Genomic DNA, 24051 nt, shown 5'->3' with positions numbered 1-24051 from the left:
GGCCTGTTGTTATGAGATCGATCGTTTTACGCCTAATACTTGCCACCTTTTTGTTGATCGTAGGTGTGTTGATTTCGGCTTATTTTTATTTAAAAGGAAACGTGCCTAGCTTGCCTGAAGAGCAGGTTTTTATTCACGGCAATATATTGACGATGAATGGGAATAATTCAATTGTCGAGGCTATGATCTTACGTGGTTCCCAGATTGAATTTCTTGGCAGTACAGAGGAAGTTTTAAAGCTGAAGGGCGCAACAAGTCGCATTTATGATTTACAAGGTAAAACCTTGGTGCCGGGGTTTATTGATGCCCATGGCCATTTTCCGGGCACTGGGTTGCGGGCCGTCGGCATTGATTTAAGTAGTCCGCCGCTTGGCAACGTGACAAGTGTTGCTGATATTCAACAGAAATTGGAAGCCAAGCTTGCCACCCTTGATGATGGCGAGTGGTTATTTGGCTTTGGCTATGACGATAGTTTGTTGAAAGAGCACAGGCATCCGAATCGTCATGATCTAGATGCGGTATCGACAGAGCACCCTATTTTTTTATTGCATAGCTCTGGGCATATGGCATTGGTCAATTCTGCGGGCTTAGTTTTAGCTAATATAAGCCGAGAAACTCCTGATCCAGAAGGGGGAGTTATTGGTCGCAATTCTGACTCGGGTGAGCCTAACGGTTTATTACAGGAACATGCGACCGATTTAGCTGCAAGTTTGGCGATGGATTTTTCGCCATCGGATTTTTTGGCTATGGTTGATGATGCTAGTCAAGCCTATCTCGCAGCCGGTGTCACTACAGTGCAAAGTGGCGGCGTAGATCAGTCCTTATTTTCTGGGCTGAGATGGCTGTCTAAGTTGCAGCGTATTCCGCAGCGCGTTGTGGTGTGGCCGCTGAGTGCAGAAATGTCATCGACTTTATTGAAAGATGATTTCTCTTTGAGTGATATAGAAACTGACAAGTTTTCTGCGACTGCGGTCAAGATTATTGTTGATGGCAGTATTCAGGGATATACAGCATTTCTAAGCGAGCCCTATTTCCGCCAGCCAGAGGAGGAAGCGGCTGATTACCGTGGCTTTGCAAGAGTTAGCCAGCAACAATTGGATGTTGAGGTACAGGGCTATTATTGTCGAGGATATCAAATTGCGCTTCATGGCAATGGTGATGCTGCTATCCAGATGATTTTAGACGCGGTGGAAAAAGCTCGTGGTCAATGCGCTCGCCGTGACACTCGAACGATTTTGGTTCACAGCCAAATGGCGCGAGTTGACCAATTGCGAAGAATGAAGGATTTAGAGATATCCCCAAGTTTTTTTGTTGCTCATACTTACTTTTGGGGTGATCGTCATCGCGATCAGTTCTTGGGGCCGCAGCGCGCTGCGCGAATTAGTCCCCTTCAAGATGCCCTTTCAGATGACTTACGTTTTACCCTGCATTTGGATTCCCCAGTAGTGCCAATGGATGTGGGGCGCCTTATGTGGTCAGCGGTTACCCGGCAAACACGAAGTGGTTCTGCCTTAGGTGGTGATCAACGAATTACGCCACTTCAAGCGCTGCGCGGTGTCACCATTGACGCGGCATGGCAAAGTTTTAAGGAAAAAAACATAGGTTCATTAGAAGTGGGTAAACAGGCAGATTTTGTCTTGTTAGATCGCAATCCACTCGGTAAAAATTCTGATTTATTGAATTTTAAAGTTGAAAAAGTATGGATTGGTGGGCGCTGCTATTTTGAGCTTGGCAGTCGGCATTGTAGCTTCGCTGCAAAGTAATCATAGAATAAGCAGGAGTAAATAATGAGCAAACGATTAAGCGGAAAAGTCGCGATTATAACCGGCGGTGGGCAGGGTATTGGCGCAGCGACTGCAATTCGGTTTGCCGAAGAAGGTGCTGACGTGGTGATCTGTGGTCGTCGTATTGAGCCCTTGCAAAGTGTGGCTAAGCAGATTGAGGAGCTGGGTGGTCGCTGTCTGCCGCTATCGGTAGATGTCAGTAAGGAAGACGCTGTAAAGCAGATGGTTGTCGATTGTATAGCACGTTTTGGCAGACTGGATATTGTGGTGAATAACGCGGTGCTAATGGTGCCAGCCATGTTGGCAAATCATAGTGCAAAACGGTGGCATCAGAATTTTCAGGTTTCTTTAGATGGCGCGATGTATTTAATGCGCGAAGCCTACCCGCAGCTGGAAATGAATAGTGGCACAGTGGTCAATGTATCTTCGGTATGCGGTCTAGCTGGCTCACCGGGCACTGCGGCCTACAGCGCTGCTAAGGCGGCAATGATTGCTTTGAGCCGCAATGCCGCTATCGAGTGGGCACCAAAAATTCGCTGTAATGTCGTGGTTCCCGGTGCATTTTTAACGCCTGCGATGACCTCGGTAAATCCTGATGAGGAAAGCCAAGCTAAGACTGGCCGCACGATTCCCTTAAAGCGTATAGGCGACCCGAGGGAATGCGCCAATGCGATCTTGTTCTTGGCGAGCGAGGAATCATCCTATATCACCGGCGCAGTTCTCCCTGTTGATGGCGGTCGTATGGCGGAACTCAATACTGGCTCGGCGAGCTGGGAGGAGTAATTGTGGCTGAATCATTAGAAGCGAGAATTGATAGGCTTGAGTCCTTGGATGAAATTCGGCAGCTTGTAGCAAAGTATTCGCTGTCTTTGGATATGCGTGATTTAGACGCCCATGTGAATTTGTTCGCTGCGGATATTCGGGTAAGTAAAGAACATAGTGGACGTGCTCATTTAAAAGCGTGGGTCGACGACACCCTGCGTCATCAGTTCACCGGTACCTCCCACCATGTCGGAAATCACATTATCGAGTTTAGTGACCCGGATCATGCAGTGGGTGTGCTGTATTCTAAGAACGAGCACGAATGCGGCGGTGAATGGGTGATTATGCAAATGCTGTATTGGGATGATTACCAGCGCATCGATGGTCGCTGGTACTTTCGTCGTCGTCTGCCATGCTACTGGTATGCCACCGATCTGAATAAGCCACCGATAGGAGATATGAAAATGCGCTGGCCGGGACGAGAACCATATTACGGCGCATTTCATGATCTTTTTCCAAGTTGGCAAGAGTTTTGGCGTGCTGCGCCGTCAGATCTGCCAGAGGTTGCCGCCCCAGCGTCGGTCAATGAATTTTTGAAAACGATGCGGCGGGGCACCGCAGCACCTAAAATTAGGGTGAGATAATGCATTTATTTAGTGAAGTTAAGCTGGGCCAAATTAGCCTAAAAAACCGTTTGGTAATGGCGCCGATGACCCGCTCAAGGGCCGATGCCGATGGCGATATGCCTAATGCCTTAATGACTGAATACTATCGTCAGCGCGCGTCGGCGGGATTGATTATCACCGAGGGCACACATCCCAGTGCAGAGGGTAAAGGCTATTGCCGAACCCCTGGCCTGTATACGGATGCACAGCAGGCTGCGTGGTCTGCAATTTGCGACGCAGTGCATGCCGAGGGCGGCAAAATTGTGTTGCAACTGATGCACTGCGGTCGAGTGGCTCACCCCGATAATAAAGCGACGGGGGCGAGAACTTTGGCGCCATCGGCGATCACCGCCAACGGTAAGATCTATACAGAGCAGGGGATGCAGCAATTTGTTGCGCCCGTCGAAATGACTATTGACGACATTCAGTGCACTATTCTGGATTATGTTGCAGCGACAAAACGCGCCTACTCGGCGGGATTTGACGGTGTTGAATTGCATTGCACCAGTGGCTATTTGCCAGCGCAGTTTTTGTCTACGGGAAGTAATCAGCGCAGCGACGCCTATGGCGGCTCGCTTGTAAACAGATTGCGGTTTGTATTGGAATTATTGTCCGCGCTTGCAGCAGTTGACGGTGCAGATCGGCTTGGAATAAGAATATGCCCCGGCAATCCCTTTAATGACCTGAGCGATGCCGACCACGTTGAGACGTTTTCAGCATTGCTTGCTGAACTCGATAAAATCGGATTGGCGTATTTACATGTCATAAGAATGCCGTCTCTGCAGGATAATCTTGCGCTGGCAAAGGCCCATTTTTCCGGCCCCTTGATCATGAATGACAGCTACCACTGCGAGTCAGCAGAAGCCGCCTTGGCTGACCCACAAATAGCAGCCATATCCTTCGGGCGTGCGTTCATCGCTAATCCTGATTTGCCCCGCCGATTTCAACAGTCGCTACCTTTGGCAAATATCGATCCCTCTACTCTCTACACTGAGGGTGCGCCGGGCTACGTCGATTACGGGCCTTGGGTTGAGTAGCGCGCAAATACCTCATTGGTTTACGTTGTTTTAGCACCGGGAGCTAAAGATAGTCCCATGAAATCCATCGGCACAGGTTCTGTGTAAAAAGATTCAGAACTATGGTGCCATTTTTCTAATGAATTTATGTTTCCGCTGTGGTGTAATCATGGCGTTTTGAGGGGTGTCGGCCCCAGAGAGACCACCGACACCTGCAACCCAACTCGCTGTTAATAATAATTTGAGGGGGCGCATTGAAAGCCACTAACATCCAAGACCCCGAGTATTTTCATAAGGTGGTCGACTGTCAGTATGCCTGCCCGGCACATACGCCGGTGCCAGAATATATTCGTTTAATTGCCGCTCAGCGTTATACCGACGCTTATATGATTAACTGGGAGTCTAATGTATTCCCCGGTGTGCTTGGTCGTACCTGTGATCGGCCCTGTGAGCCAGCTTGCCGACGCGGACGTATCGACGAAGAACCGGTCGCTATTTGTCGGCTTAAACGGGTCGCTGCTGACAATAAGGGCGATATCAGCGATCGTATGCCGATTATCCCCAAGAAGAAAAATGGTAAGCGAATTGCTCTGATTGGTGGTGGTCCAGCGTCATTAACCGTTGCCCGAGATTTGATGCCATTGGGTTATAGCGTTGATCTTTACGATGATCAGCGTGCTGGCGGCGGATTCATGCGCAGCCAGATTCCGGCTTTTCGACTACCGGAAGAGGTCTTGAATGACGAGGTTAACCGCATTCTCGACATGGGCGTGATCACCCATTTCAACCACTATGTAGACAGCCTTAAAACGATTTTAGACAAAAAATACGACGCTGTCTTTATCGGTAGCGGCGCACCCCGTGGTCGCGATTTAGATTTGCCCGGCCGCCAAGCCGCCGACGCCAATGTGCATATCGGTATAGATTGGTTATCGAGTGTGGCCTTTGAACATGTAGAAAGCGTCGGTAGAAAAGTGATTGTGCTCGGCGGTGGTAACACGGCGATGGATTGTTGTCGTACCGCTCGACGTTTGGGTGGCGACGAAGTCAAAGTGATTGTGCGTAGCCCTTTTGCGGAAATGAAGGCCTCGCCTTGGGAAAAAGAAGACGCTGCGCATGAAGGCATTCCCATCATGGATAATCATGTGCCGCAGGAGTTTATTGTTGAGGACGGTCGCTTGGTGGCAATGCGCTTTGACCGCGTTAAGGCTGTTTATGACGAAAGTGGTTCTCGCCGATTAGTCTCTACCGGCGAAGAACCAGTGATTGTGCCCTGTGACGATGTTCTGGTCGCTATTGGTCAGGAGAATTCTTTTCCGTGGATAGAGCGTGACGTTGGTGTTGAATTTGGTAAATGGGATATGCCCATCGTCGATGAAACGACCTTCCAATCAACAAATCCGACAGTGTTTTTTGGTGGCGATTCAGCGTTTGGCCCACAGAATGTCATCACCGCCGTTGCCCATGGACATCAGGCGGCGATCTCTATAGACCTGCACTGCCAGGGCGAGTCGGTTGCCAAGCGACCACCGCCGGGAGTGACCTTGGTTAGTCAGAAAATGGGTATCCACGAGTGGAGCTACGATAGTCAGGTTGAAAATGACGACCGCTATCAGGTTCCCCAAGCAGAGCTGGAGTTCACCCTTAGTAATCGCAAATTAGAAGTGGAACTTGGCTACGACGCTACTACTGCTTTTCAAGAAGCTCAGCGTTGCTTGAATTGCGATGCGCAAACCGTGTTTTCGGAAAAACTCTGTATTGAGTGCGATGCCTGCGTTGATATTTGTCCCACTGATTGTCTGAGTATTGTGGTGAATAGCGCCGACGAGGATCAGGTTCGTCAAACCTTAAAAATGCCTGCCAACAACACCGAGCAAGATATTTATGTGTCGGCAGATTTGCGTACCGGTCGCGCCATGATTAAAGATGAAAACGTCTGTTTACATTGTGGTCTTTGCGCGGAGCGTTGCCCAACAGCGGCGTGGGACATGCAGAAATTTTATTACTCGGTGAGTAAAGCGGGGCAGTGCGGCTGATATGAAACGCATCGAAGCAGTAAACGATTTCGTTATTAAATTTGCCAACGTAAATGGCACCGGCTCGGCCAGTGCTAACAATATGTTTGCAAAGTCCTTATTTCGTATGGGTTTACCGATAAGCCCGAAGAATATTTTCCCGTCAAACATCCAAGGTTTACCAACGTGGTATGAAGTGCGGGTGAATGAAAAGGGCTATCTCGGCCGTCGCGGCGGCGTGGATATGATGGTGTGCATGAACCCACAAAGTATGGCGAAAGACATACAAGAAGTGGAGTCCGGCGGCTATTTCTTTTATGACTCCAGCAAGCCTTTAGACTTGCGAATGATGCGCAGCGATATCCATTTTATTGGCGTGCCATTAAAAGATCTTTGTCAGCGCGAATATACCGATGCACGGCAGCAGCAACTGTTCAAAAATATAATTTATGTCGGCGCGTTGTCGGCATTGCTCGATATCGAATTCGATGTGTTAACAGGCTTGGTGTCGGATCAATTTCGCGGTAAGGAAAAGTTGATAACCCCCAATGTTCGCGCACTGGAAATTGGTTATCACTACGCGATTGAGCATTACAAATGTCCTCTGGGAATTCGGGTTGAGCGTCGTGATGCGGTGGGCGATCAAATTCTTATAGACGGTAATACGGCTGCATCGCTTGGTGCGATATACGGCGGCGCAACAGTTGCGGCCTGGTACCCCATTACGCCATCGACGTCGGTGGTGGACGGCTTTGACAAATACTGTAAACGTCTGCGTATTGACCCCGGCAGTGGCAGTAAAAATTATGCCATTGTGCAGGCTGAAGACGAGTTAGCTGCCATCGGTATGGTGATTGGTGCGAGCTGGAATGGCGCTCGCGCATTTACCGCCACCAGCGGCCCCGGTATTTCCTTGATGAGTGAATTCTTGGGCTTAGCTTATTTTGCAGAAATTCCTACCGTGCTTATCGATGTGCAACGAGCAGGGCCATCAACAGGTATGCCTACTCGCACTCAACAATCTGATGTGCTGGCCTGTGCATACGCTTCCCACGGCGATACTAAACACGTTTTGCTATTTCCCTCGACCCCGCGTGATTGTTTTGAAATGACCGCGCAAGCATTTGATCTGGCGGAAACACTGCAAACTCCCGTGATAATGTTGACGGATCTCGACCTGGGTATGAACGACACTATGTCACCGCCGCTGGTGTGGGATGACACCCGCGAATATGAGCGCGGCAAGGTGTTTAACGAAGCGCAGTTAGAAGCCATGACCGAGCGTTTTGGTCGCTATTTAGACGTTGACGGTGACGGCATTCCCTATCGCACTTATCCGGGTACTCACCCGACCAAGGGTGCATTTTTTACCCGCGGAACCTCGCGGGACGAATATGCGGTGTATACCGAAGATGGTGACGCATACGAAAAAAATATGCAGCGTTTGCTGACCAAGTGGGACACCGCTAAAAACCTCGTTCCCATGCCAGAGCTGATTGAAGCCAGCAAGGGCGGCACGAGCGTTGGTGTCATTCACTTTGGCACCAGTCGCGACGCCACACTGGAAGCGGTAGATAGTTTGGCTGCTGAAGGCATTGCCGTTGACACGCTGCGGATAAAGGGGTTTCCTTTTCATAAATCAGTCGATGCCTTTATCGAACAGCACGATACCGTGTTTGTTGTCGATCAAAACCGCGACGCACAAATGCGAACGCTGTTGGTGAACGAGTGTTTGGTGTCACCGCGGGATTTAATTTCAATCTTAAATTACAACGGCACGCCTATTTCTGCGCGCAAGATTCGCGAGGAAATTATTGCGGTGTTGCGAGGCGACAATGTTCGGCCGCTACATAAAAAGAAAATGGCTAAGGAGTCTGTGTAATGACGTATATTCGTCCCGCATTTCGCCATCCCGATTTACCGCGCAACGATCTTGGCTTTACTCGTAAAGATTACGAAGGCGCTATTTCTACCTTGTGCGCAGGCTGTGGCCACGACTCAATTAGTGCGGCCATAGTCCAAGCTTGTTTTGAACTGTCGATTGCGCCGCATAAAGTCGCCAAACTTTCCGGTATCGGCTGTTCGTCTAAAACCCCAACTTATTTCTTAGGTAACTCCCACGGCTTTAACTCGGTTCACGGGCGCATGCCGTCGGTGGCAACGGGTGCGAATCTTGCCAATCGGGATCTGATTTATGTTGGTGTGTCTGGCGATGGTGATACCGCGTCAATTGGTATGGGGCAGTTTACCCACGCAGTGCGCCGTAATCTGAATATGATGTATGTGGTTGAAAACAACGGCTGCTACGGTTTAACCAAGGGCCAAGATTCAGCGACTGCCGACATAGGGTCTGCTAGTAAAAAAGGCGAACCTAATCATTTTGAGCCGATTGATCTTGCAAGTATTGCCCTACAGCTCGGTGCTACCTTTGTGGCGCGCAGTTTCTCTGGTGATCGCGAGCAATTGGTGCCGCTTATTAAAGCAGCGATTAGTCATCGTGGCTTTGCCTTTATTGACGTGATCTCGCCCTGTGTGACTTTTAACAATAACCCTAAATCAACCAAGGGCTATGAGCACGTTCGTGACCATCTTGCGGCGACGGGCACGGTAGACTTTGTGCCGTTTAAACAAGAAATTTCAACAGAATACGAGGCGGGGCAATCTAAGGAGGTGACACTGCATGACGGTTCAGTGGTCCATCTTCACAAGGCTGACCCAGAACTTGATATACATAGCCGCCGTTCTGCCTTGCGTCTCATAAAGGACTATAAAGCCAAGGATCAAATCCTCACCGGCCTGTTATTTATGGATGAGGACTCACAGGATTTACACGAGATTCTCGGCACCAGCAAAACACCGCTGCGTGACTTGGGTGTTGCAGAGCTTTGTCCAGGGCAGAAGGTTTTGGACAAATTAAACGAAAGTCTGCGTTAGCGTTTCAGATCCTAAACGGCGTCTGCTTAGCGTGTCTTAGTGAGCAGGCGCCGAAGTCGACCACTTCTTGCTTTATCCTTTCCCCGTGCTTTAAGCAGCCCGGTGATCATGCCGTTGATTTCGTCTGCAACCTGCTGGCGCAGCGGAATCATCGTTTTCTGTGCCAGTTGTTTGCCTTTGTATTTACTTAGATCTAGCGGTTCGCCAAACTGGATATAGCATTTTTGTGGTTTTGGAATCAGCGTACCAAATACCCCTATGGGTAGCGGCCCCAAGAGATCACTACGGGTATTCTCATTCAGCACGCCGAATTTGGTTAATGCTCTGCCTACGAGGGTGTTGGGTAAATCTTCACCTTCGAGCAGGTGGTCGTAAAAATCCTCTGGACCAACAATGGCGGTCGGCACAATGGTGTAGCCGTGTTTGGCTGCCAGCTTGATGAATCCGTAACGCTCTTTCCACAGCAGCTGGTATTTTTTGTCGGCGGTTTTGGTGGCTTCATGGGCGCCACCGGGGAACACCATAAGGTCACTGCCGTTTTCCATCAGTGCAGAACAAACATCTGGATGGCCAATAACAACGCCTTGGTTTAACAGCAGATTCTCGTTAATTGGATTCCACAAAAACTTGTCGCTGAGTGCACGTAAAAATCGGCCTTGTTCGACCAGCATGGGAATGCCAAAAATTGGACCATCGATCGCATACATCGCGTGATTCGCGACAAAAAGACAGGGCTTCTCTGGAATCTTGTCGGTATCAATGAGCTGCGTTTGGAAGAAATGCTTGATGAATTTATAACTTATTTTCCGGAACCGTGATTTTGGAGGTGTCACCTTTAGTGCTTTGTCGATATAGCGAACGAGATCGTCCCCGCTATAGGGTACAGCGTCTTTATCGGTAAAAGCCATTGGGTGATCCTAGGTTACAGTCAAGCGGATCGGTATTTTAGCAGAGCAAGAGGGGAATAGAAATTTAGTCGCTCGCCGATTACTTCTTGCCGCTAATGTCAGCCCTGCTCGGCAGAAACTCATCCAGCTTTCCCTGCCATTGCTTACCTACTTCTACCCTTATATCTTTAGCTGTAATCGTTTCGCCACATTCGGAACAATTGGTTGTGGGGTGCATCTGATGGCCGCAGGTTTTGTGGATGTGGATGATCGGCGCGCCGCGGTCGTCGCTCATGTGTTTGTCGCCCCAGCTAACTAAGCTCATTATGACGGGATGTAATTCCAGTCCTTTTTCGCTCAGCCGATATTCCTCTCGCAATGGACGTTCTTGGTAGGGCGATTTATACAGAATGCCATAACTAACCAGTTTCTTAAGCCGATCGGTGAGCACGTGACGAGTAATTCCAAGTCGTCGCTCAAAGGCATCGAATCGCCTCACTCCAAGAAAGCAGTCGCGCAGTATCAATAGTGTCCAGCGGTCACCTACGACGGCAAGTGTGCGTGCGAGTGAGCAGGCTTGTTGATCGAGTTCTTCCCAGCGCATAGAAAAGTCCTGTGGTTAGTGTGCATAGAATAAATTGACAAGTTCTAAAAAGGAACTTACATTTTGTTAGTTCCAAAAAAGAACTTATGGTGTTTTATATGGCTAATATGCAAGACGTACCTCCCGTGGCGGTGGTGATTGGCGCCGGTGATGCGACTGGCAGTGGAGTTGCTCGGCGTTTTGCGCGCGAGGGGTTCACTGTCGTGGCTACACGTCGCAATGCTGATGCTTTGATACCCTTGCGTGAAGCTATTGAGGCCGAAGGCGGTATTGCTCATGCCTTAGCATGTGATGCCCGCAACGAGGACGCCATGGTTGAACTCTTTGAGTTTATAGAGCGAGATATAGGCCCTGTCGAGGTGGTCATTTTCAATATCGGTGCGAACGTAATGTTTTCGATCACTGAGACAAGCGCTAGGGTATATAAAAAGGTGTGGGAAATGGCGGCATTTGCGGGCTTCCTAGCTGGCCGTGAGGCGGCAAAAGTAATGTTGCCGCGCAATAAAGGTACAATTATTTTTACCGGCGCAACCGCTTCGTTGCGAGGTGGGAGCGGGTTTAGCGCCTTTGCCAGTGCTAAATTCGCGCTACGTGCATTGGCGCAAAGTATGGCGCGGGAGCTTGGTTCGCAGGGTATTCATGTTGCGCATTCGATTATTGATGGCGCGATTGATACTGCATTTATCCAAGAAAATTTCCCTGATAAATATGCCACAAAGGCTCAGGCTGGAATTCTTGATCCCGAACACATTGCCGAACAGTATTGGCAAATTCATAGCCAGCCAAAGGATTGTTGGACCCATGAATTTGATCTACGACCTTGGCAGGAAACGTTTTAATAGGAATTAAAATAATGACTAAATCAGTGGAATTCTTTTTTGACGTAGGTAGCCCAGCAAGTTATGTGGCGTGGACACAGTTATCGGCTTTAGCGAATCGCACAGGTGCTGAGCTTGTTTTAAAACCGATGTTATTGGGGGGCGTATTTAAGGCTACTGGGAATCAGTCTCCGGCAATGATCCCGGCTAAGGCAAGTTATATGGTAATGGACTTGCAGCGAGCGGCGGATTTTTACGGGGCGCCGTTCCGGTTTAATCCGTATTTTCCGGTGAACACGTTAATGCTGATGCGTGGCGCTGTCGCTTATTTAGATAGTCCTAAGTTTGACACTTACATAAGTGCCATTTTTACTGCGCTCTGGGTGGATGAAAAGGATATGACAACCGTGGAGGGCGTGAGTGAGGTCTTGTCTACTGCGGGTTTTGATCCCGCTGAGGTACTCGCTCTGTGTGAGAGTGATGAAGTTAAAAGCCGCTTAAAAGACATTACTAATGATGCGATAGAGCGTCGCGTATTTGGCGCGCCGACATTTTTTATTGGTGAAGAAATGTTTTTTGGTCAAGATAGATTGGATTATGTAGAGCGCGCCTTGCTACAAAAATAAACGGCCAATCAAGGTCGACACTGCGGTTTCCGTTTTCAAAATTCGGGGGCCGAGGCTAAAGCTTTGCATGCCCGCTGCTATAAATTTTTCGCATTCGTAGGGAATAAAGCCGCCTTCTGGGCCAATGGCGAGCAGGCATTCTTGCTTTATGGATTGCGGTGGGCCTTGGTCTGCATAGGGGTGAGCTAGCAGCCCTATTTTATTTGCTAATAAGCTTGGCAATTCATCTTCAACAAAGGGCTTAAAACGAATTGCTCGGTGCAGCCTGGGTAATACGGTGTCGCCGGCTTGTTCCAAGCCTTCTAACATGGCTTTGAGTAGTGCTTTGTCATTGAGCAGAGGACTCTGCCAATAGCTTTTTTCTACGCGATAGCTGTTTAGCAAAATGATTTCTGCTGCGCCCAATTCCGTTGCGGCGCGAATAATTCGTTTTGCCATTTTGGGACGTGGAAGCGCGAGCAGGAGTGTCAGCGCTAATTTAGCCGGTGGCGGGGTGTCTAGTGTAAATTCGAGGCTGACATTCGCATCGTTTATCGCAGTGATTTCAGCGCTACCTGTTAGTCCGTTTAATAGACCAACCTTGAGCGTGTCACCGCGGGTGGCGCGTAAAACGTCGCGAATGTGTTTTGCGCGCTCATCATGCAATGTAACGTGATGAGCGTTATCAGGATGTTTGCCTAAGTCATCAGGCTGCAGGAGCAGCAGGTTCATTAGGCAGGTTCTGCCCACAGATCGTAGTCGTCGGAGTCGATAATATTCACGACTAAAGCATCGCCGGGTTTTACGTCGGTGAAGCCATCCAGGTACACCTTGCCGTCGATTTCGGGTGCGTCGGCCACACTGCGGCCAATAGCGCCTTCTTCATCGACGGTGTCGATGAGGATTTCCTGTTGGGTGCCGATTTTGGCGCGTAGGCGCTGTGCTGAGATTTCTTGGGCGACGACCATGAACCGCTGCCAGCGATCATTTTTAACATCCTCTGGCACCTGATCTTCCAGCTCATTGGCAGTGGCACCTTCAACAGGTGAGTACTCAAAGCAACCCACGCGATCAAGCTGCGCCTCTTTCAGCCAGTCTAGCAATATCTGGAAGTCTTCCTCGGTTTCACCGGGGAAGCCGACGATAAAGGTGGAGCGAATGACCAAGTCCGGACAGATCTCGCGCCATTTCTTAATACGTTCCAAGGTTTTTTCTTGGTGTGCTGGGCGCTTCATGGCTTTTAGCACTTTCGGGCTGGCGTGCTGAAACGGAATATCTAGGTAGGGCAGAATTTTACCCTCGGCCATTAACGGGATGACGTTATCGACGTGAGGATAGGGGTAAACGTAATGCAAACGTACCCAAACGCCCATTTCACCTAGTGCCTCGCACAGTTCGAGCATGCGCGTTTTAATGGGGCGGCCGTCCCAAAAATCCAATTTATATTTGGTGTCTAGGCCGTAGGCACTAGTGTCTTGAGAAACGACTAAAATTTCGCGAACGCCTGCGTTAACAAGGCGCTTGGCTTCTTCTAGCACGCTGCCGATGGGGCGGCTGACAAGATCGCCACGCATCGACGGGATAATGCAGAAGCTGCAGCGGTGATTACAGCCTTCGGAAATCTTTAAATACGCGTAGTGACGTGGCGTGAGTTTAACGCCCTGTGGCGGTACTAAATCTATAAAGGGGTCATGTTGTTTATTTGCTGGTGCCCATTCGTGTACCGCACCAACCACTTCTTCGTAGGCGGCGGGGCCACTTACCGCAAGGACATTGGGGTGAACAGCGCGAATTTTTGCGTCATCGCCCATGCAGCCGGTCACAATAACCTTGCCGTTTTCTTTTAAGGCTTCACCGATGGCGTCCAGCGATTCCTGTTTGGCGCTATCGATAAAGCCACAGGTATTCACCACCACCACATCAGCATCGTCGTAATTTGGCACAATATCGTAGCCGTCGATACGCAGTTGGGTGAGAATACGTTCGGAATCGACCAGCGCTTTGGGGCAACCCAAGCTCACAAATCCAACCCGTTTTCTAGCGTCTGTCATACTCATATTGCGTTCTTACCTTGCGGGCTGTAGTGAAAATGGGAAAGGGCGCGATTTTAGCACGACAGATCGCCTAGCCATATACGGAGAGCAAGGGTTTGCTGCTGGGGATAACGTTAATAGTGCTGAATGGGGATGTATTTGAGGTCATAGTGGCGTAATGAGGGCTGGAATTTACGTTCGGCTGGAGTATTTCGGTGCTTAGGAGCATTGGATATTCCCTTGGCCGTACTTAACCGTGTATTTGTAGCTAAGCTCGCCGGGAACTAGAGTGAACTGTGGCGGTCAATTGCAGGGCTCAGCAAGGCCTGTCTGGAGAGGGTATGACGCCAGCGATAAATTTAGTGAAAAAGCAGAAATTAGCTCATGTTGTTCATGAATATGTGCACGATGCTGCCAGTACATCCTATGGTTTAGAGGCGTCAGAGAAACTCGGAGTTGCGCCGCAACAGGTCTTCAAGACCCTAGTTATCAGGCTGGACGCTAAGACCCTAGCCGTCGCGGTATTACCCGTTTCTGAGCAGTTAAGTATGAAGCAGGCCGCAAAGGCGCTGGGCGCAAAAAAAGCGGCCATGGCTTCGCAGGTGGACGTAGAGAGAAGTACTGGCTATGTGCTCGGTGGTGTTAGTCCCTTGGGGCAAAAGAAATTATTAGCGACGGTAATAGATGAGTCGGCACTGCAGTTTTCTACCGTTTATATCAGTGCTGGCCGCCGGGGCTTAGAATTAGAATTAGCGCCCGAGGATTTGCGGTCAATAACACGCGGCGTCTTTTTCAAGGTCGTTTAAATAGGCGGTTTAACGATAGCCGACATAACAGAGTGAATAGGGAGAAGTGATATGACTAGCTCAAAGAACTCAACGGCGAATGCGCTGATTTTGGGTGTGTCTCTGGTGTTAGGGCTTGCTGTACTCGGCCTACTGTTGGGTACCGCGGTGACGCAATATCGGCAGTTTGAACGCAGTGTCACCGTAAAAGGTCTGTCTGAGCGAGAATTTACCGCCGACGTTGCGATTTGGCCTTTACAATTTACGGAAGCGAATAACGACTTACCAAAGCTCTATTTGCTACTGGATGAACGGGTGGCGACGATTAAAACCTTTTTGCGTGACAAGGGCTTTAGCAGCGACGAAATATCAGTTTCTGCGCCTGCAATTACCGATAAATCGGCACAGCAGTACGGAAATAACGGCGGTTCTCCTTTCCGCTATACCGCGGAACAGACCGTGACGGTGTACTCTGAAAATATCGATAAAGTGCGTGAAGTAAGCCGCCAATTGTCTGATCTGGGCAAAAAAGGCATCGCCTTCAACGGTAACAATTATCAGGCCCAGACTGAGTATATTTTTACCAAGCTTAATCAAGTTAAACCGTCGATGATTGAGGAGGCGACTCGCCAAGCGCGCGCCGTTGCCGAAAAGTTCGCTGCCGATTCAGACAGTGTGCTGGGTAAGATTAAACGTGCTTCACAGGGCCAGTTTTCGATTAGTGAGCGGGACAAAAACAATCCTCATATTAAAAAGGTTCGGGTTGTTTCGACGGTGGAATATTACCTTTCTGATTGATGTTAATGCGGTATTGCAACGAGGCGGTGGGTTTTAGTGCGTGTGAATATGCGGTGTGTGAATTTGTCTTCGGGCGTGATGAGGTTCGTGTTAGCACTCAGTTTGCTGGGTGCTACCGCAATAGGTTTTGCGGAAACAGATGAGGTCGAGTCCCCTGAATCGTTGAACGTGTTGCGATGGCAGGGCGCCTACCAATCTCAAAAACTCAATCTGGATAAAAAATTGGCCGGCCGCTTGCCCGACGGGTTCAAGGCGGGACTCACCTCGCTGGCGTCTCAGCAACAATTCCACAGCGATCGGCCGATTATGGGCGTGCTGTTACCCGGTGCGAGTTTAGATTCTACTCAGGCCATCAGTCTGTCTAATTTTAAAAAGGGCATGATTGAAGTGGAGCTTGCCTTCCGCTTGAAGCGAACCATAAAGCATCCTGTGGCGGATGTGGAAAGCCTAAGAGCACTGGTCGATGTTGTTGCGCCCGCAGTTGAATTGCCAGATGTTGGATTTAAAGTTCAGGGCGCGCCTACGGTTTTTGACATCGTCCGCGCTAATGCGGCGGCGCATAGCTTTGTGGTTGGCACGCCAGTGACTGCGGCCAGTATAGATGTCGAGGCCGTCACGGTAGGTTTGCATTTCGATGATATGCCCCTGTTTGCCGCTCAAAGTGATTCATTAATTGGCGGACAGTGGCAAATGTTACTAAATTTGATCAATGAGCGAATTGAGCAAGGCTGGGTTATTTATCCAGACCAATGGCTGTTAACCGGCGCTATTGGGCAAATGCAGCCACTAGCGTCCGGGCGCTATTATGCGTCCTTCGGCGACTTGGGCGAGTTGTCGCTGCTGGTGGAACCGTAAATACCTCGATAACTTTTGATATTTTGCTGGCCTTAAATACTGACAATAACTTCTTCGCTGTAGTGCCGAATAGGTAAATGTTTTCGCAGCGCGTTGAGCAACTGCTGACTGTCATCTTTATTTAAAAAACCGCCAATAATAACCTGCTCGCCACAGTGGCTAAGGCTTATTTTCAGCGGATCCCAAGGATGAGGCAACACTGTGACCAATACGCAACTGGTTTGTCGAGGCCATCGCCAGCGCCGTTCACACTGTTGATGTCCAACATCAATGCTCAGGGTGGTATCGCTAAGACTGACAATTTGTTGAATTTGTAGTGTTTGAAAAACGCGGCTCATAATTAGCCACATCGCCAGTAATTCTAAACCCATAAAGGGTAAAACCATCCATGCACCAACCGCAATAAACCCCGCACTAAAGAGCGCATTAACGCTCATTACTGCAAATATGATGCGACGGTTCTGATCCCAGCTAGCAGAGCAATTTGGACGCAGAATAATTTCTGCATGTTGCTCGTTACCGCGGACATTGATCATGATGCGTAGCTCCTGTCCTAATTTGGGTGTATTGGCATCGGTGTATAGTTGATTTATTGAATGTTCTCTTTACACCTTTTTATACAGCATCAAGGCATTTCGAGTTGGGTCGCCATCTTGATAGAACTTTTCGCCGAAGTTTTGAAAGCCTGAGCTACTTAACCACTCGTCTAAAAAAGCCAAGCTGTAAAAGTGGCGCAGTTCTTTCGCGTTGTACGCCCAGCTTTCGTCGGTGCCCATATTGAACACGTCGTGAGCAAGACCAACCATGGCCTTCATGTCGTCGTTATGGGCGTCGTGATCCCTAACAATCAAGTGAGCGCCTGGCTTCATGGCGTCGCGGATAGAACTAATAAACTGCTCCCGTAGCGGCAATGGGCAATGGTGAAAGCCGATGTACACCGTAACCAAATCTAAAGAGTTTTTTGGAATACTTTGTGACAGTGTTGCTGTGTAATTGGCCAGCGGAATGTAGTTTCCCGCCAGCATTATTTGACCGCGGTCGAGCATGTCGGTCAGCGAATAACTCGGTGGCTGGTCAGCGAGAAAAAAGCGCTCCCCGACTATGTCTAATGATTCTTCGAGGGCGTCTAAGTATCGCCCTGTCGAGCCTATCTCAAGGTAGCCTTCATATCGACGCTGAGTATCTAACAGTTCGCAGGTTTGGCTGAGCATTGTGCGCTTTTGTTTGGCTAATGCCGGTAAGGCAAATGTTAATTCCGATAAAAACGGCTTAATATCGCCAATGTGCATTTGTAGTTGCTTGTAGACATTTTCGTCTGCGCTATAGGATTCGGCAAAACTTTGAATGAGGGCGTGAAATTCGTTTTCAGGATAAAGATGAAAAACGTTAACCAGAAAATTGAAAAACTGGTCTCGCCGCTCATTATTGCGGTAGATGTAAGAAAAATTACCGCCAGCGGTATCATTCACCAATGCGGCGACGGTTGGGAAGGGCGTGACAGCGCTATCAGTATCGGCAATTGAGTCGCCATTTGCGCCAAAAACAGGCGGAGTAAGTAGCGAGATTGGCAGTAATGATAGGTATTTCGCAAACTGTCGTCGTGAAATATTATTCATATATTTGCTCACTGCGTTAACAGGAATTCTGCTGTTATACATTAAAACGGGAGTTTGAGCTTGTCCGATTTTTCTACTTCAAAATGGCGTCGTAGCGTTAGCCTATGTTGGCGATTGATTAAAAGTATAGTCTTGCTCGCGGTGTTTGTCGCAGTGTTGGCTGCGGTGGCGACCACGGTCGTGGTTATCCGATCTGGGGATGACGAGTTTGTGGCACCACGCCTGGTACATGTTGTTAATGATGTGACGCATTTAAACGCGGTGCGGGTAGGTAGGGTGATTGCTCCGCAGAGCGTCGAGGAAATTCAAGATGCGATTCGCAGTACCAGCGGGCGTATTTCAATTGGCGGTGGACGCTATAGTCAGGGCGGCCAGACCGCTTACCCAGACAGTCTTCATATTGATATGCGCCGCTTTAATAAAGTATTGGCGCTAGATACGGTTCAGAAACAAGTCACGGTGCAGTCCGGTATCAGTTGGCGGCAATTGCAGGCTGAAATCGATCCCCATAATTTGTCGATAAAAATCATGCAGACCTACGCCAACTTTACTGTTGGTGGCTCGCTAAGTGTCAATGTTCACGGTCGCTATATTGGCGAGGGGCCATTGGTTGGTTCAGTGTTGAGTCTTAAATTAGTGTTGGCCGACGGATCAATAGTTGATGCCTCTCCCACGGAAAATGCCGATATTTTTTATGGCGCCATCGGTGGGTACGGCGGCCTTGGTGTTATCACTGAGGCGACTTTGCAGCTAGAAGACAATGTCCCAGTAGAGCGCAGAGTTAAGGTAATGCCGATCGAGAAGTACGCGACGTATTTTCGTGATGCTATCCGCGATAATAACGAAGTGGTGTTTCACAACGCCGATATCTATCCCCCCGATTTTACCGAGCTACGGGACGTGAGCTGGTATACCAGCGATAAGGCAGTGACCGAAATTGAGCGGTTGATACCACAAGATAAGGGCTATCGCTTAGAAGTGGCGCTAGAGAAATTTGTGGCCTCGTCCAATTTTGGCAAATGGGCGCGTCAGCATCTGATAGACCCGATAGTGTACTTTCCCACAAAGGTTGTGTGGCGAAATTATGAGGCCAGCTATGACGTTGCTGAGTTAGAGCCGGATGACCGCTCAGAGTTCACCTACGGTCTGCGTGAGTACTTTGTGCCGGTAGAGCGGTTTGACGAATTTGTGCCGCAAATGCGTGACATTTTTCAGCGTAACAAGGCCAATATTATTAACGTTAGTATTCGTCACGCCAAAGCTGATACCAACACGCTCTTGTCCTGGGCGCGGAATGAGGTGTTTGCCTTTGTGGTCTACTATCGTCAAGGAACCGACGCCGCTGCTAAAGAGGCGGTAAGTGTGTGGAGTAGTGAAATGATCGACGCGGTAATCGCGGTGGGCGGCGCCTACTATTTACCGTATCAATTACAGGCCAGTACCGAGCAGTTTAAGGCCGCATACCCAGGCGCAAAGGACTATTTTGGGCTTAAATGGCGACTAGATCCTAATAACCGCTTTGTGAATATGCTTTGGGCCAAGTACTACCCCTTCAATACGGATTTAATGTCTGAAGCTCGTCAAAATGTCACAGATTATTATCGGCCAGTAGAACAAACCTTGTTGACCATTCCTGAGTGGTATTTAGTATTTCAGCCCAAGGAATATGCAGACTACTTGGCTGCAGGTGGTGACCCCAGTCGCTTTCCGTTTATGGCGAGCATTGAGGAATATTGGGCTCTTTACGACCGAGTGGTGGCGATTAGCGCAGAGAACTACCCGGCTAATTCGGAATATCGCACCATGCTGCGGGTTATCGGCATTAGCACAACTCTAGAGTATATGCTGAAGGGTGCGTATGAAGGCAGCGTCGGGCGCTTCAGTCGCTGGCTGGCAGATGGCGAAGACACGCCAGAAGATATATTGGTTCAGCAGGCCCATCGCGCTTACAGTGAATTAATATTTGACGAGCCTTGGTATGAATTTGACTTTGCTAGCTGGCGAGATCGAATTTGGCAGGAAACACCCTGGTGGGGTGAACACGCGTTTCGCAAATGGGAGCGGAAACTGTTTTTTAGTGCGGAGTTTACCGTCAAATCCCTTTATGCCAAATTAATCAAGTACGCTGCGCAATCAAACTACGGAGAGACCGATAAGCGGATTTACCTCACCGCGCAGCGAGTCCAGTCCAATAGCATTCGCCTACCGAAAGAACCTGAGGGCGCAGAAATTATTGCAACAGGTGGTGATGACTACCTGATGTCAGTACCCCGCTGGGGCGGCTTTACCGCGATTATGCCCCAATTTTTGAAAACCGAGTGGACGATCAGTGATATCTCTGGCAATCACCAAATTGCGGTGTCTTTGCTGACAGATACAGGCGCTGATATTTCTAAGTTGCCGGCGCAAGAATTGTTTCGGTCGAGCTTGGTAACTAACACCAGTCAGCAGCGCGTTGTCGCTATGGTCGCGGTATCTGATCTGTCGCAATTTATACTTGATGTGCAAAGCGCGGGGTTCAGTTTAGAACATATATTTGATTATTAGCTGTCGAGGGCGTGTCAGATTTACGCTCCTGACACGCCTTGCATAAAAAACAGTGAATAGCGTCACTTAGCTAGGTCTTGTCTTGTTCATATGCGCTGCTGGGCTCTTGCTAAGTTTTTAAAAGCTGGTAGTCTCACTCCAATGAATTGTTTACTATTTTCTGCAGTTAAAAATTTCAATTTCGGTGCCGTTTGCGCTGGGATTTCTGCCGCCTTCCTCTCCTAAGGCGATTGAGTTTTACTCAGTCGCCCGCAATGCTCTCAATCTAATTTTTTAATTATTAGTAGCCGATATTATTAACTATCGCTGAGTTTTGCTACGGAGAACATCATGCAAGATTTGTCCCATATTCCTATTTTTGTAAAGCAAACCGATTATCAAGTTTTAAGCGAATTTATACGGCGCAATCGCTCAGATGCGGCAAAAGATCTGCAGTCTGAATTGGACCGAGCGGAAATCGTTGAAGATGCTGATTTTTGCAACGATTTTGTCTGTGTAGATTCGCAAGTTACCTTCCTAGACTTGGATTTACTAACTGAAACCAAGGTGACCTTAGTGATGCCTTGGCAGGCAAACGTCACCTTATTAAAAATATCAGTTCTGTCACCGGTGGGTTGTGCGCTTTTGGGCTTGCGTAAGGGTAGTGAAATAGAATGGCCTTTACTCAATGGAAAGGTCCGGCGCATGTCTGTACAGAGTATCGATATTCCGGTCTGTAAAAGCGAGCGCCGTCAAACGGTGAGGGTGGGATAGGGGTTGGTTTATAGCAAATCCTTTCGTGCCAGCCAGTCGCCACAGAGATGAATCGCTTCTTTTAGCTGTGCTTCTTGGCCGAAATAATAATGTGTGGCGCCCTTAATCTCGTGCATTTCCTTGTTGTCGTGGGCGATGGCGTCAAATATCCGCGTGGTGTGGCTCGGCGTGCAGGCGTCATCGGCGCTATTACCAATAACCAAAGCGGGTACGGTAATGGCCTGTGCGCAGCGTAAGCCGTCGGCATTGGAGTCGTCGTAACTCCATTGTGACAGCCAGCTACGCAGCGTGCAAAAGCGAGCAAGTCCGACGGGGCCATTATTGACCACCTCAGGATCGCCTAGGTAACACCAGCGCGGCTTACGGTCATTGGCATCGATGGTGGGGTCCAGCCAGCGAGGATCGGCCATCGTGCCATGTACTACAAAGGCGAATTCATCATTCGGGCGGCAGCTGTCTTTTAAATCTGCAAGCTTGTTTTTAACCCACGCCGTAATTTTGCGATTGCGGGCAATTTGGGCTGCTCGATAGCGTGCTAAAAATGCGGCGGAATAGGGCGGCTGATTGGGGTTTTGCGGATTGTATAGATCGAGTTCAGGATCGCGCTGGCTTGGGTCTTGCTCGTCTAGAACAGAGGCGTCCATCCACTCCGTTAAGGTATGTGTGCGGCTAATGTGGGCGGCCAACATCATAATACCGTCGGCGGGAATTAAACCTTGTATTGTTAGATCCACAGCATCACCAGCGGGTGTTTCGGTGATAGTGGGGTTCTCGGCCTGACTTTGGTAGAACATCGACAGCGAGCCACCGCCACTCCAGCCCGCCAAAATAACCTTGTTGAAGCCGAATTTCTCTTTGGCGTGACGAATGCAGTTGCCAAGGTCAATGACGACCTTCTCCATGATTAAGGCGGTATCGTTGCCGGGGTAGCGGCTCTGGCAGTAAATAACGGGATAGCCAGCTTTAGCCAGCTCGGTAATCATGGGCAGGTATTCGCCGCCGCCCACGGGGTGCATAAACACAATAACATTATTGGTTTTTGGCTCTGCTGGGCGCAGCAGGTGCGACTTAAGTGCGCCAAAGTCCATCGGACCGCCGTAGGTTTCTTTAAACGGGCTTTTGTCCTGATAGAAAATTAAATAGGGTACGCGCTCGTAGGCTTTTTTCTTATTAGTCATGGCGATACTCGCTGTAGATGTTCAATAAAATGATAGTTAGCAGTACACCAATTTCCAGATTAGTTGTCAATTATCTTTACTATTTTGGGTGCGGTTAAGCTAGGTGTTTTGCCCATATACGACATACAATAGAGCCTGCATACAAAACTGTTCATATAAAAAGCTTTTTCTTGGCGAGCGTTTCTAGCATCGTTTTGGCCAAAGTAGAGAATGGAAAATTGAATGAAAAAAATAGCCGAGCATCAGGACTTTTTAATTGGCACCTTAGCCTATGCCCTGTTTTGGATGGATGAGAGTCTGCAGGCGAGTCTTGAGGCCGCGGGCTGGGAGCGGATGAATCGCACCAAGTCGATGATTATGATCAGCGTTACCGTGGGTATTAACCGTCCTGCTTTTTTGGCCCGTAATTTAGGTGTCAGCCGGCAGGCTATTCATCAGCTACTACAGGGCATGAAAGACGACGGATTACTGGAGCTAGTGCCAGACCCCGATGACCGACGGGCTAAAATTGTTCAGTTTAGTAGCGCCGCTGACAGAATTCGTCAAGACGCTGAAAAAGCGATTATTGGTATAGAAGACGAACTCGGTAACCGCATTGGCAAGGCGCAGTTAAAGCAATTGAAGCAGGCGCTCAGTAAAGGCTGGGGACCAATTGTGGTTGTGCCGCCGGTCTAACGTTGTGGGCTTTTCGGTACTGTCCGCTTTTTAGCGGGCGCGTTTATCAATTTTAGCTGCACCAAAGGTTTCTTCTTTGAGTGGACGAGTTTTTTCGGTCCACGCTGCCAAAGAGCTCCTCGCGTCGTCGGTGTGCTGTTGCATTAGTGACGGGTCTTTCGCACGGCAGGTAATTTCGACCTGTATGCCGTTGGGGTCGTACATATAGACCGAGTGAACAAAACCGTGATCCACCGGGCCAAGGCAGGTTTTTCCCGCGTCGTTAATGCGTTTGTGCCAGGCTAACAAGTCGTCCATGCTTTCCGCTTCCAGCGCCAAATGCATATCGAAACTGTCTTTACGGCTAAAATCCGCTTCTTTTGAAATGCCGGGTTCGTCGAAGAAAGCTAAATAGTTGCCGTCTCCCATTTCAAAGAAAATATGCAAAAAATTGCGGTTGCGACCAAGACCTTCGCCAAAGTCGATGTCTTCTTCAAAGGCTGCTGCTAATTTTAGTCCTAGTATGTCTTCGTAAAACCAGCGTGTTTGCTCGGCATCACGACAGCGATAGGCGGCATGATGAATATTGTTTAATGGCTTTAATGATGAAGTCATACTTATCTCGCTACTTTAGGCTAGGCTTTCGTTGTTATTGTTAGTGGGTCTTGGCGATAATATGGTTATCATATATAAAGTCAATTTACTTGACAATAAAAAGGCGTCTTGTTTGTATTGTCGACGG

Annotated in this window: 23 protein-coding genes; 15 read left to right on the top strand and 8 right to left on the bottom strand. The window is 49.0% G+C overall.

Annotated elements, in window-relative coordinates; all coding sequences use genetic code 11:
* Window positions 1-11: 11 nt before the first annotated feature.
* From O9X78_RS03200 to O9X78_RS03170, 7 genes are all read left to right on the top strand, one after another.
* Window positions 12-1763 carry an amidohydrolase gene (locus O9X78_RS03200; RefSeq protein WP_269618168.1) on the top strand — a complete coding sequence of 584 codons (1752 nt, stop codon included), beginning with the start codon at window positions 12-14 and terminating at the stop codon, window positions 1761-1763.
* 24 nt (window positions 1764-1787) lie between these two features.
* Window positions 1788-2567 (top strand): SDR family NAD(P)-dependent oxidoreductase, encoded by a 780-nt coding sequence (locus O9X78_RS03195; protein WP_269618167.1) that lies wholly within the window; start codon window positions 1788-1790, stop codon window positions 2565-2567.
* Between the two features lie 2 nt (window positions 2568-2569).
* A complete protein-coding gene (locus tag O9X78_RS03190) occupies window positions 2570-3190 on the top strand; it encodes a nuclear transport factor 2 family protein (RefSeq protein WP_269618166.1) in 621 nt (206 codons plus the stop codon).
* The gene (locus tag O9X78_RS03185; RefSeq protein WP_269618165.1) at window positions 3190-4248 is read left to right on the top strand and encodes an alkene reductase; all 1059 of its coding nucleotides are present in this window, start codon (window positions 3190-3192) and stop codon (window positions 4246-4248) included. Before O9X78_RS03190 ends, O9X78_RS03185 begins: the two co-directional genes overlap by 1 nt.
* A 233-nt stretch (window positions 4249-4481) precedes the next feature.
* On the top strand, window positions 4482-6263 hold the full coding sequence (locus O9X78_RS03180; RefSeq protein WP_269618164.1) for an FAD-dependent oxidoreductase: 1782 nt from the start codon (window positions 4482-4484) through the stop codon (window positions 6261-6263).
* A 1-nt stretch (window position 6264) separates the two neighbouring features.
* Window positions 6265-8124, top strand: coding sequence for a 2-oxoacid:acceptor oxidoreductase subunit alpha (locus tag O9X78_RS03175; RefSeq protein ID WP_269618163.1), 1860 nt, complete (start codon window positions 6265-6267; stop codon window positions 8122-8124).
* On the top strand, window positions 8124-9176 hold the full coding sequence (locus O9X78_RS03170; RefSeq protein ID WP_269618162.1) for a 2-oxoacid:ferredoxin oxidoreductase subunit beta: 1053 nt from the start codon (window positions 8124-8126) through the stop codon (window positions 9174-9176). The genes O9X78_RS03175 and O9X78_RS03170 overlap by 1 nt, the downstream gene beginning before the upstream one ends.
* Before the next feature lie 26 nt (window positions 9177-9202).
* Here O9X78_RS03170 and O9X78_RS03165 read toward each other — a convergent pair whose 3' ends face one another.
* Both O9X78_RS03165 and O9X78_RS03160 read right to left on the bottom strand, forming a co-directional pair.
* A complete protein-coding gene (locus O9X78_RS03165) occupies window positions 9203-10084 on the bottom strand; it encodes a lysophospholipid acyltransferase family protein (RefSeq protein WP_269618161.1) in 882 nt (293 codons plus the stop codon).
* A gap of 79 nt (window positions 10085-10163) precedes the next feature.
* Window positions 10164-10667 (bottom strand): winged helix-turn-helix transcriptional regulator, encoded by a 504-nt coding sequence (locus O9X78_RS03160; protein ID WP_269618160.1) that lies wholly within the window; start codon window positions 10665-10667, stop codon window positions 10164-10166.
* A gap of 98 nt (window positions 10668-10765) precedes the next feature.
* On the opposite strand from O9X78_RS03160, the gene O9X78_RS03155 reads away from it, so the two are divergent.
* Both O9X78_RS03155 and O9X78_RS03150 read left to right on the top strand, forming a co-directional pair.
* Window positions 10766-11506: an SDR family oxidoreductase gene (locus O9X78_RS03155; RefSeq protein WP_269618159.1), complete on the top strand. Its 741-nt coding sequence runs from the start codon at window positions 10766-10768 to the stop codon at window positions 11504-11506.
* A gap of 14 nt (window positions 11507-11520) precedes the next feature.
* A complete protein-coding gene (locus O9X78_RS03150; protein WP_269618158.1) occupies window positions 11521-12111 on the top strand; it encodes a 2-hydroxychromene-2-carboxylate isomerase in 591 nt (196 codons plus the stop codon).
* On the opposite strand, the gene O9X78_RS03145 is transcribed toward O9X78_RS03150, so the two are convergent.
* A complete protein-coding gene (locus tag O9X78_RS03145; RefSeq protein WP_269618157.1) occupies window positions 12100-12822 on the bottom strand; it encodes a 16S rRNA (uracil(1498)-N(3))-methyltransferase in 723 nt (240 codons plus the stop codon). The genes O9X78_RS03150 and O9X78_RS03145 overlap by 12 nt on opposite strands.
* On the bottom strand, window positions 12822-14141 hold the full coding sequence (gene rimO, locus O9X78_RS03140) for a 30S ribosomal protein S12 methylthiotransferase RimO (protein WP_269618217.1): 1320 nt from the start codon (window positions 14139-14141) through the stop codon (window positions 12822-12824). Before rimO ends, O9X78_RS03145 begins: the two co-directional genes overlap by 1 nt.
* A gap of 323 nt (window positions 14142-14464) precedes the next feature.
* Here rimO and ybaK point away from each other — a divergent pair, with 323 nt between their 5' ends.
* The 3 genes from ybaK to O9X78_RS03125 all read left to right on the top strand — a co-directional run bounded on the left by ybaK (window position 14465) and on the right by O9X78_RS03125 (window position 16561).
* A complete protein-coding gene (gene ybaK, locus O9X78_RS03135) occupies window positions 14465-14929 on the top strand; it encodes a Cys-tRNA(Pro) deacylase (RefSeq protein ID WP_269618156.1) in 465 nt (154 codons plus the stop codon).
* Window positions 14930-14980: 51 nt separating this feature from the next.
* Window positions 14981-15706, top strand: a complete 726-nt coding sequence (locus tag O9X78_RS03130; RefSeq protein WP_269618155.1) for an SIMPL domain-containing protein — start codon at window positions 14981-14983, stop codon at window positions 15704-15706.
* Window positions 15707-15793: 87 nt separating this feature from the next.
* Complete coding sequence (locus tag O9X78_RS03125; RefSeq protein WP_269618154.1) at window positions 15794-16561, top strand: 2-keto-4-pentenoate hydratase; 768 nt, start codon at window positions 15794-15796, stop codon at window positions 16559-16561.
* A 32-nt stretch (window positions 16562-16593) separates the two neighbouring features.
* On the opposite strand, the gene O9X78_RS03120 is transcribed toward O9X78_RS03125, so the two are convergent.
* On the bottom strand, window positions 16594-17097 hold the full coding sequence (locus O9X78_RS03120; protein WP_269618153.1) for a DUF2244 domain-containing protein: 504 nt from the start codon (window positions 17095-17097) through the stop codon (window positions 16594-16596).
* A 69-nt stretch (window positions 17098-17166) separates the two neighbouring features.
* Entirely contained in the window at window positions 17167-18177 is a 1011-nt protein-coding gene (locus tag O9X78_RS03115) for a class I SAM-dependent methyltransferase (RefSeq protein ID WP_269618152.1), read from the bottom strand.
* A gap of 60 nt (window positions 18178-18237) precedes the next feature.
* Between O9X78_RS03115 and O9X78_RS03110 the strand changes: the two genes are divergently transcribed.
* Together O9X78_RS03110 and O9X78_RS03105 are read left to right on the top strand one after the other, a co-directional pair.
* On the top strand, window positions 18238-20724 hold the full coding sequence (locus O9X78_RS03110) for an FAD-binding oxidoreductase (RefSeq protein ID WP_269618151.1): 2487 nt from the start codon (window positions 18238-18240) through the stop codon (window positions 20722-20724).
* A gap of 330 nt (window positions 20725-21054) precedes the next feature.
* Window positions 21055-21477: a GreA/GreB family elongation factor gene (locus O9X78_RS03105; protein ID WP_269618150.1), complete on the top strand. Its 423-nt coding sequence runs from the start codon at window positions 21055-21057 to the stop codon at window positions 21475-21477.
* A gap of 8 nt (window positions 21478-21485) precedes the next feature.
* On the opposite strand, the gene O9X78_RS03100 is transcribed toward O9X78_RS03105, so the two are convergent.
* The gene (locus O9X78_RS03100; protein ID WP_269618149.1) at window positions 21486-22655 is read right to left on the bottom strand and encodes an alpha/beta hydrolase; all 1170 of its coding nucleotides are present in this window, start codon (window positions 22653-22655) and stop codon (window positions 21486-21488) included.
* A gap of 222 nt (window positions 22656-22877) precedes the next feature.
* On the opposite strand from O9X78_RS03100, the gene O9X78_RS03095 reads away from it, so the two are divergent.
* Window positions 22878-23330: a MarR family winged helix-turn-helix transcriptional regulator gene (locus O9X78_RS03095; RefSeq protein ID WP_269618148.1), complete on the top strand. Its 453-nt coding sequence runs from the start codon at window positions 22878-22880 to the stop codon at window positions 23328-23330.
* Between the two features lie 30 nt (window positions 23331-23360).
* On the opposite strand, the gene O9X78_RS03090 is transcribed toward O9X78_RS03095, so the two are convergent.
* Window positions 23361-23924, bottom strand: a complete 564-nt coding sequence (locus tag O9X78_RS03090) for a VOC family protein (protein WP_269618147.1) — start codon at window positions 23922-23924, stop codon at window positions 23361-23363.
* Between the last annotated feature and the right edge of the window lie 127 nt (window positions 23925-24051).

This window comes from Zhongshania aquatica (assembly GCF_027257955.1).
Taxonomy (GTDB): domain Bacteria; phylum Pseudomonadota; class Gammaproteobacteria; order Pseudomonadales; family Spongiibacteraceae; genus Spongiibacter; species Spongiibacter aquatica.
The sequence above is the reverse complement of the archived record's forward strand: the minus strand, read 5'-3'. Positions and strand labels throughout refer to the sequence as shown.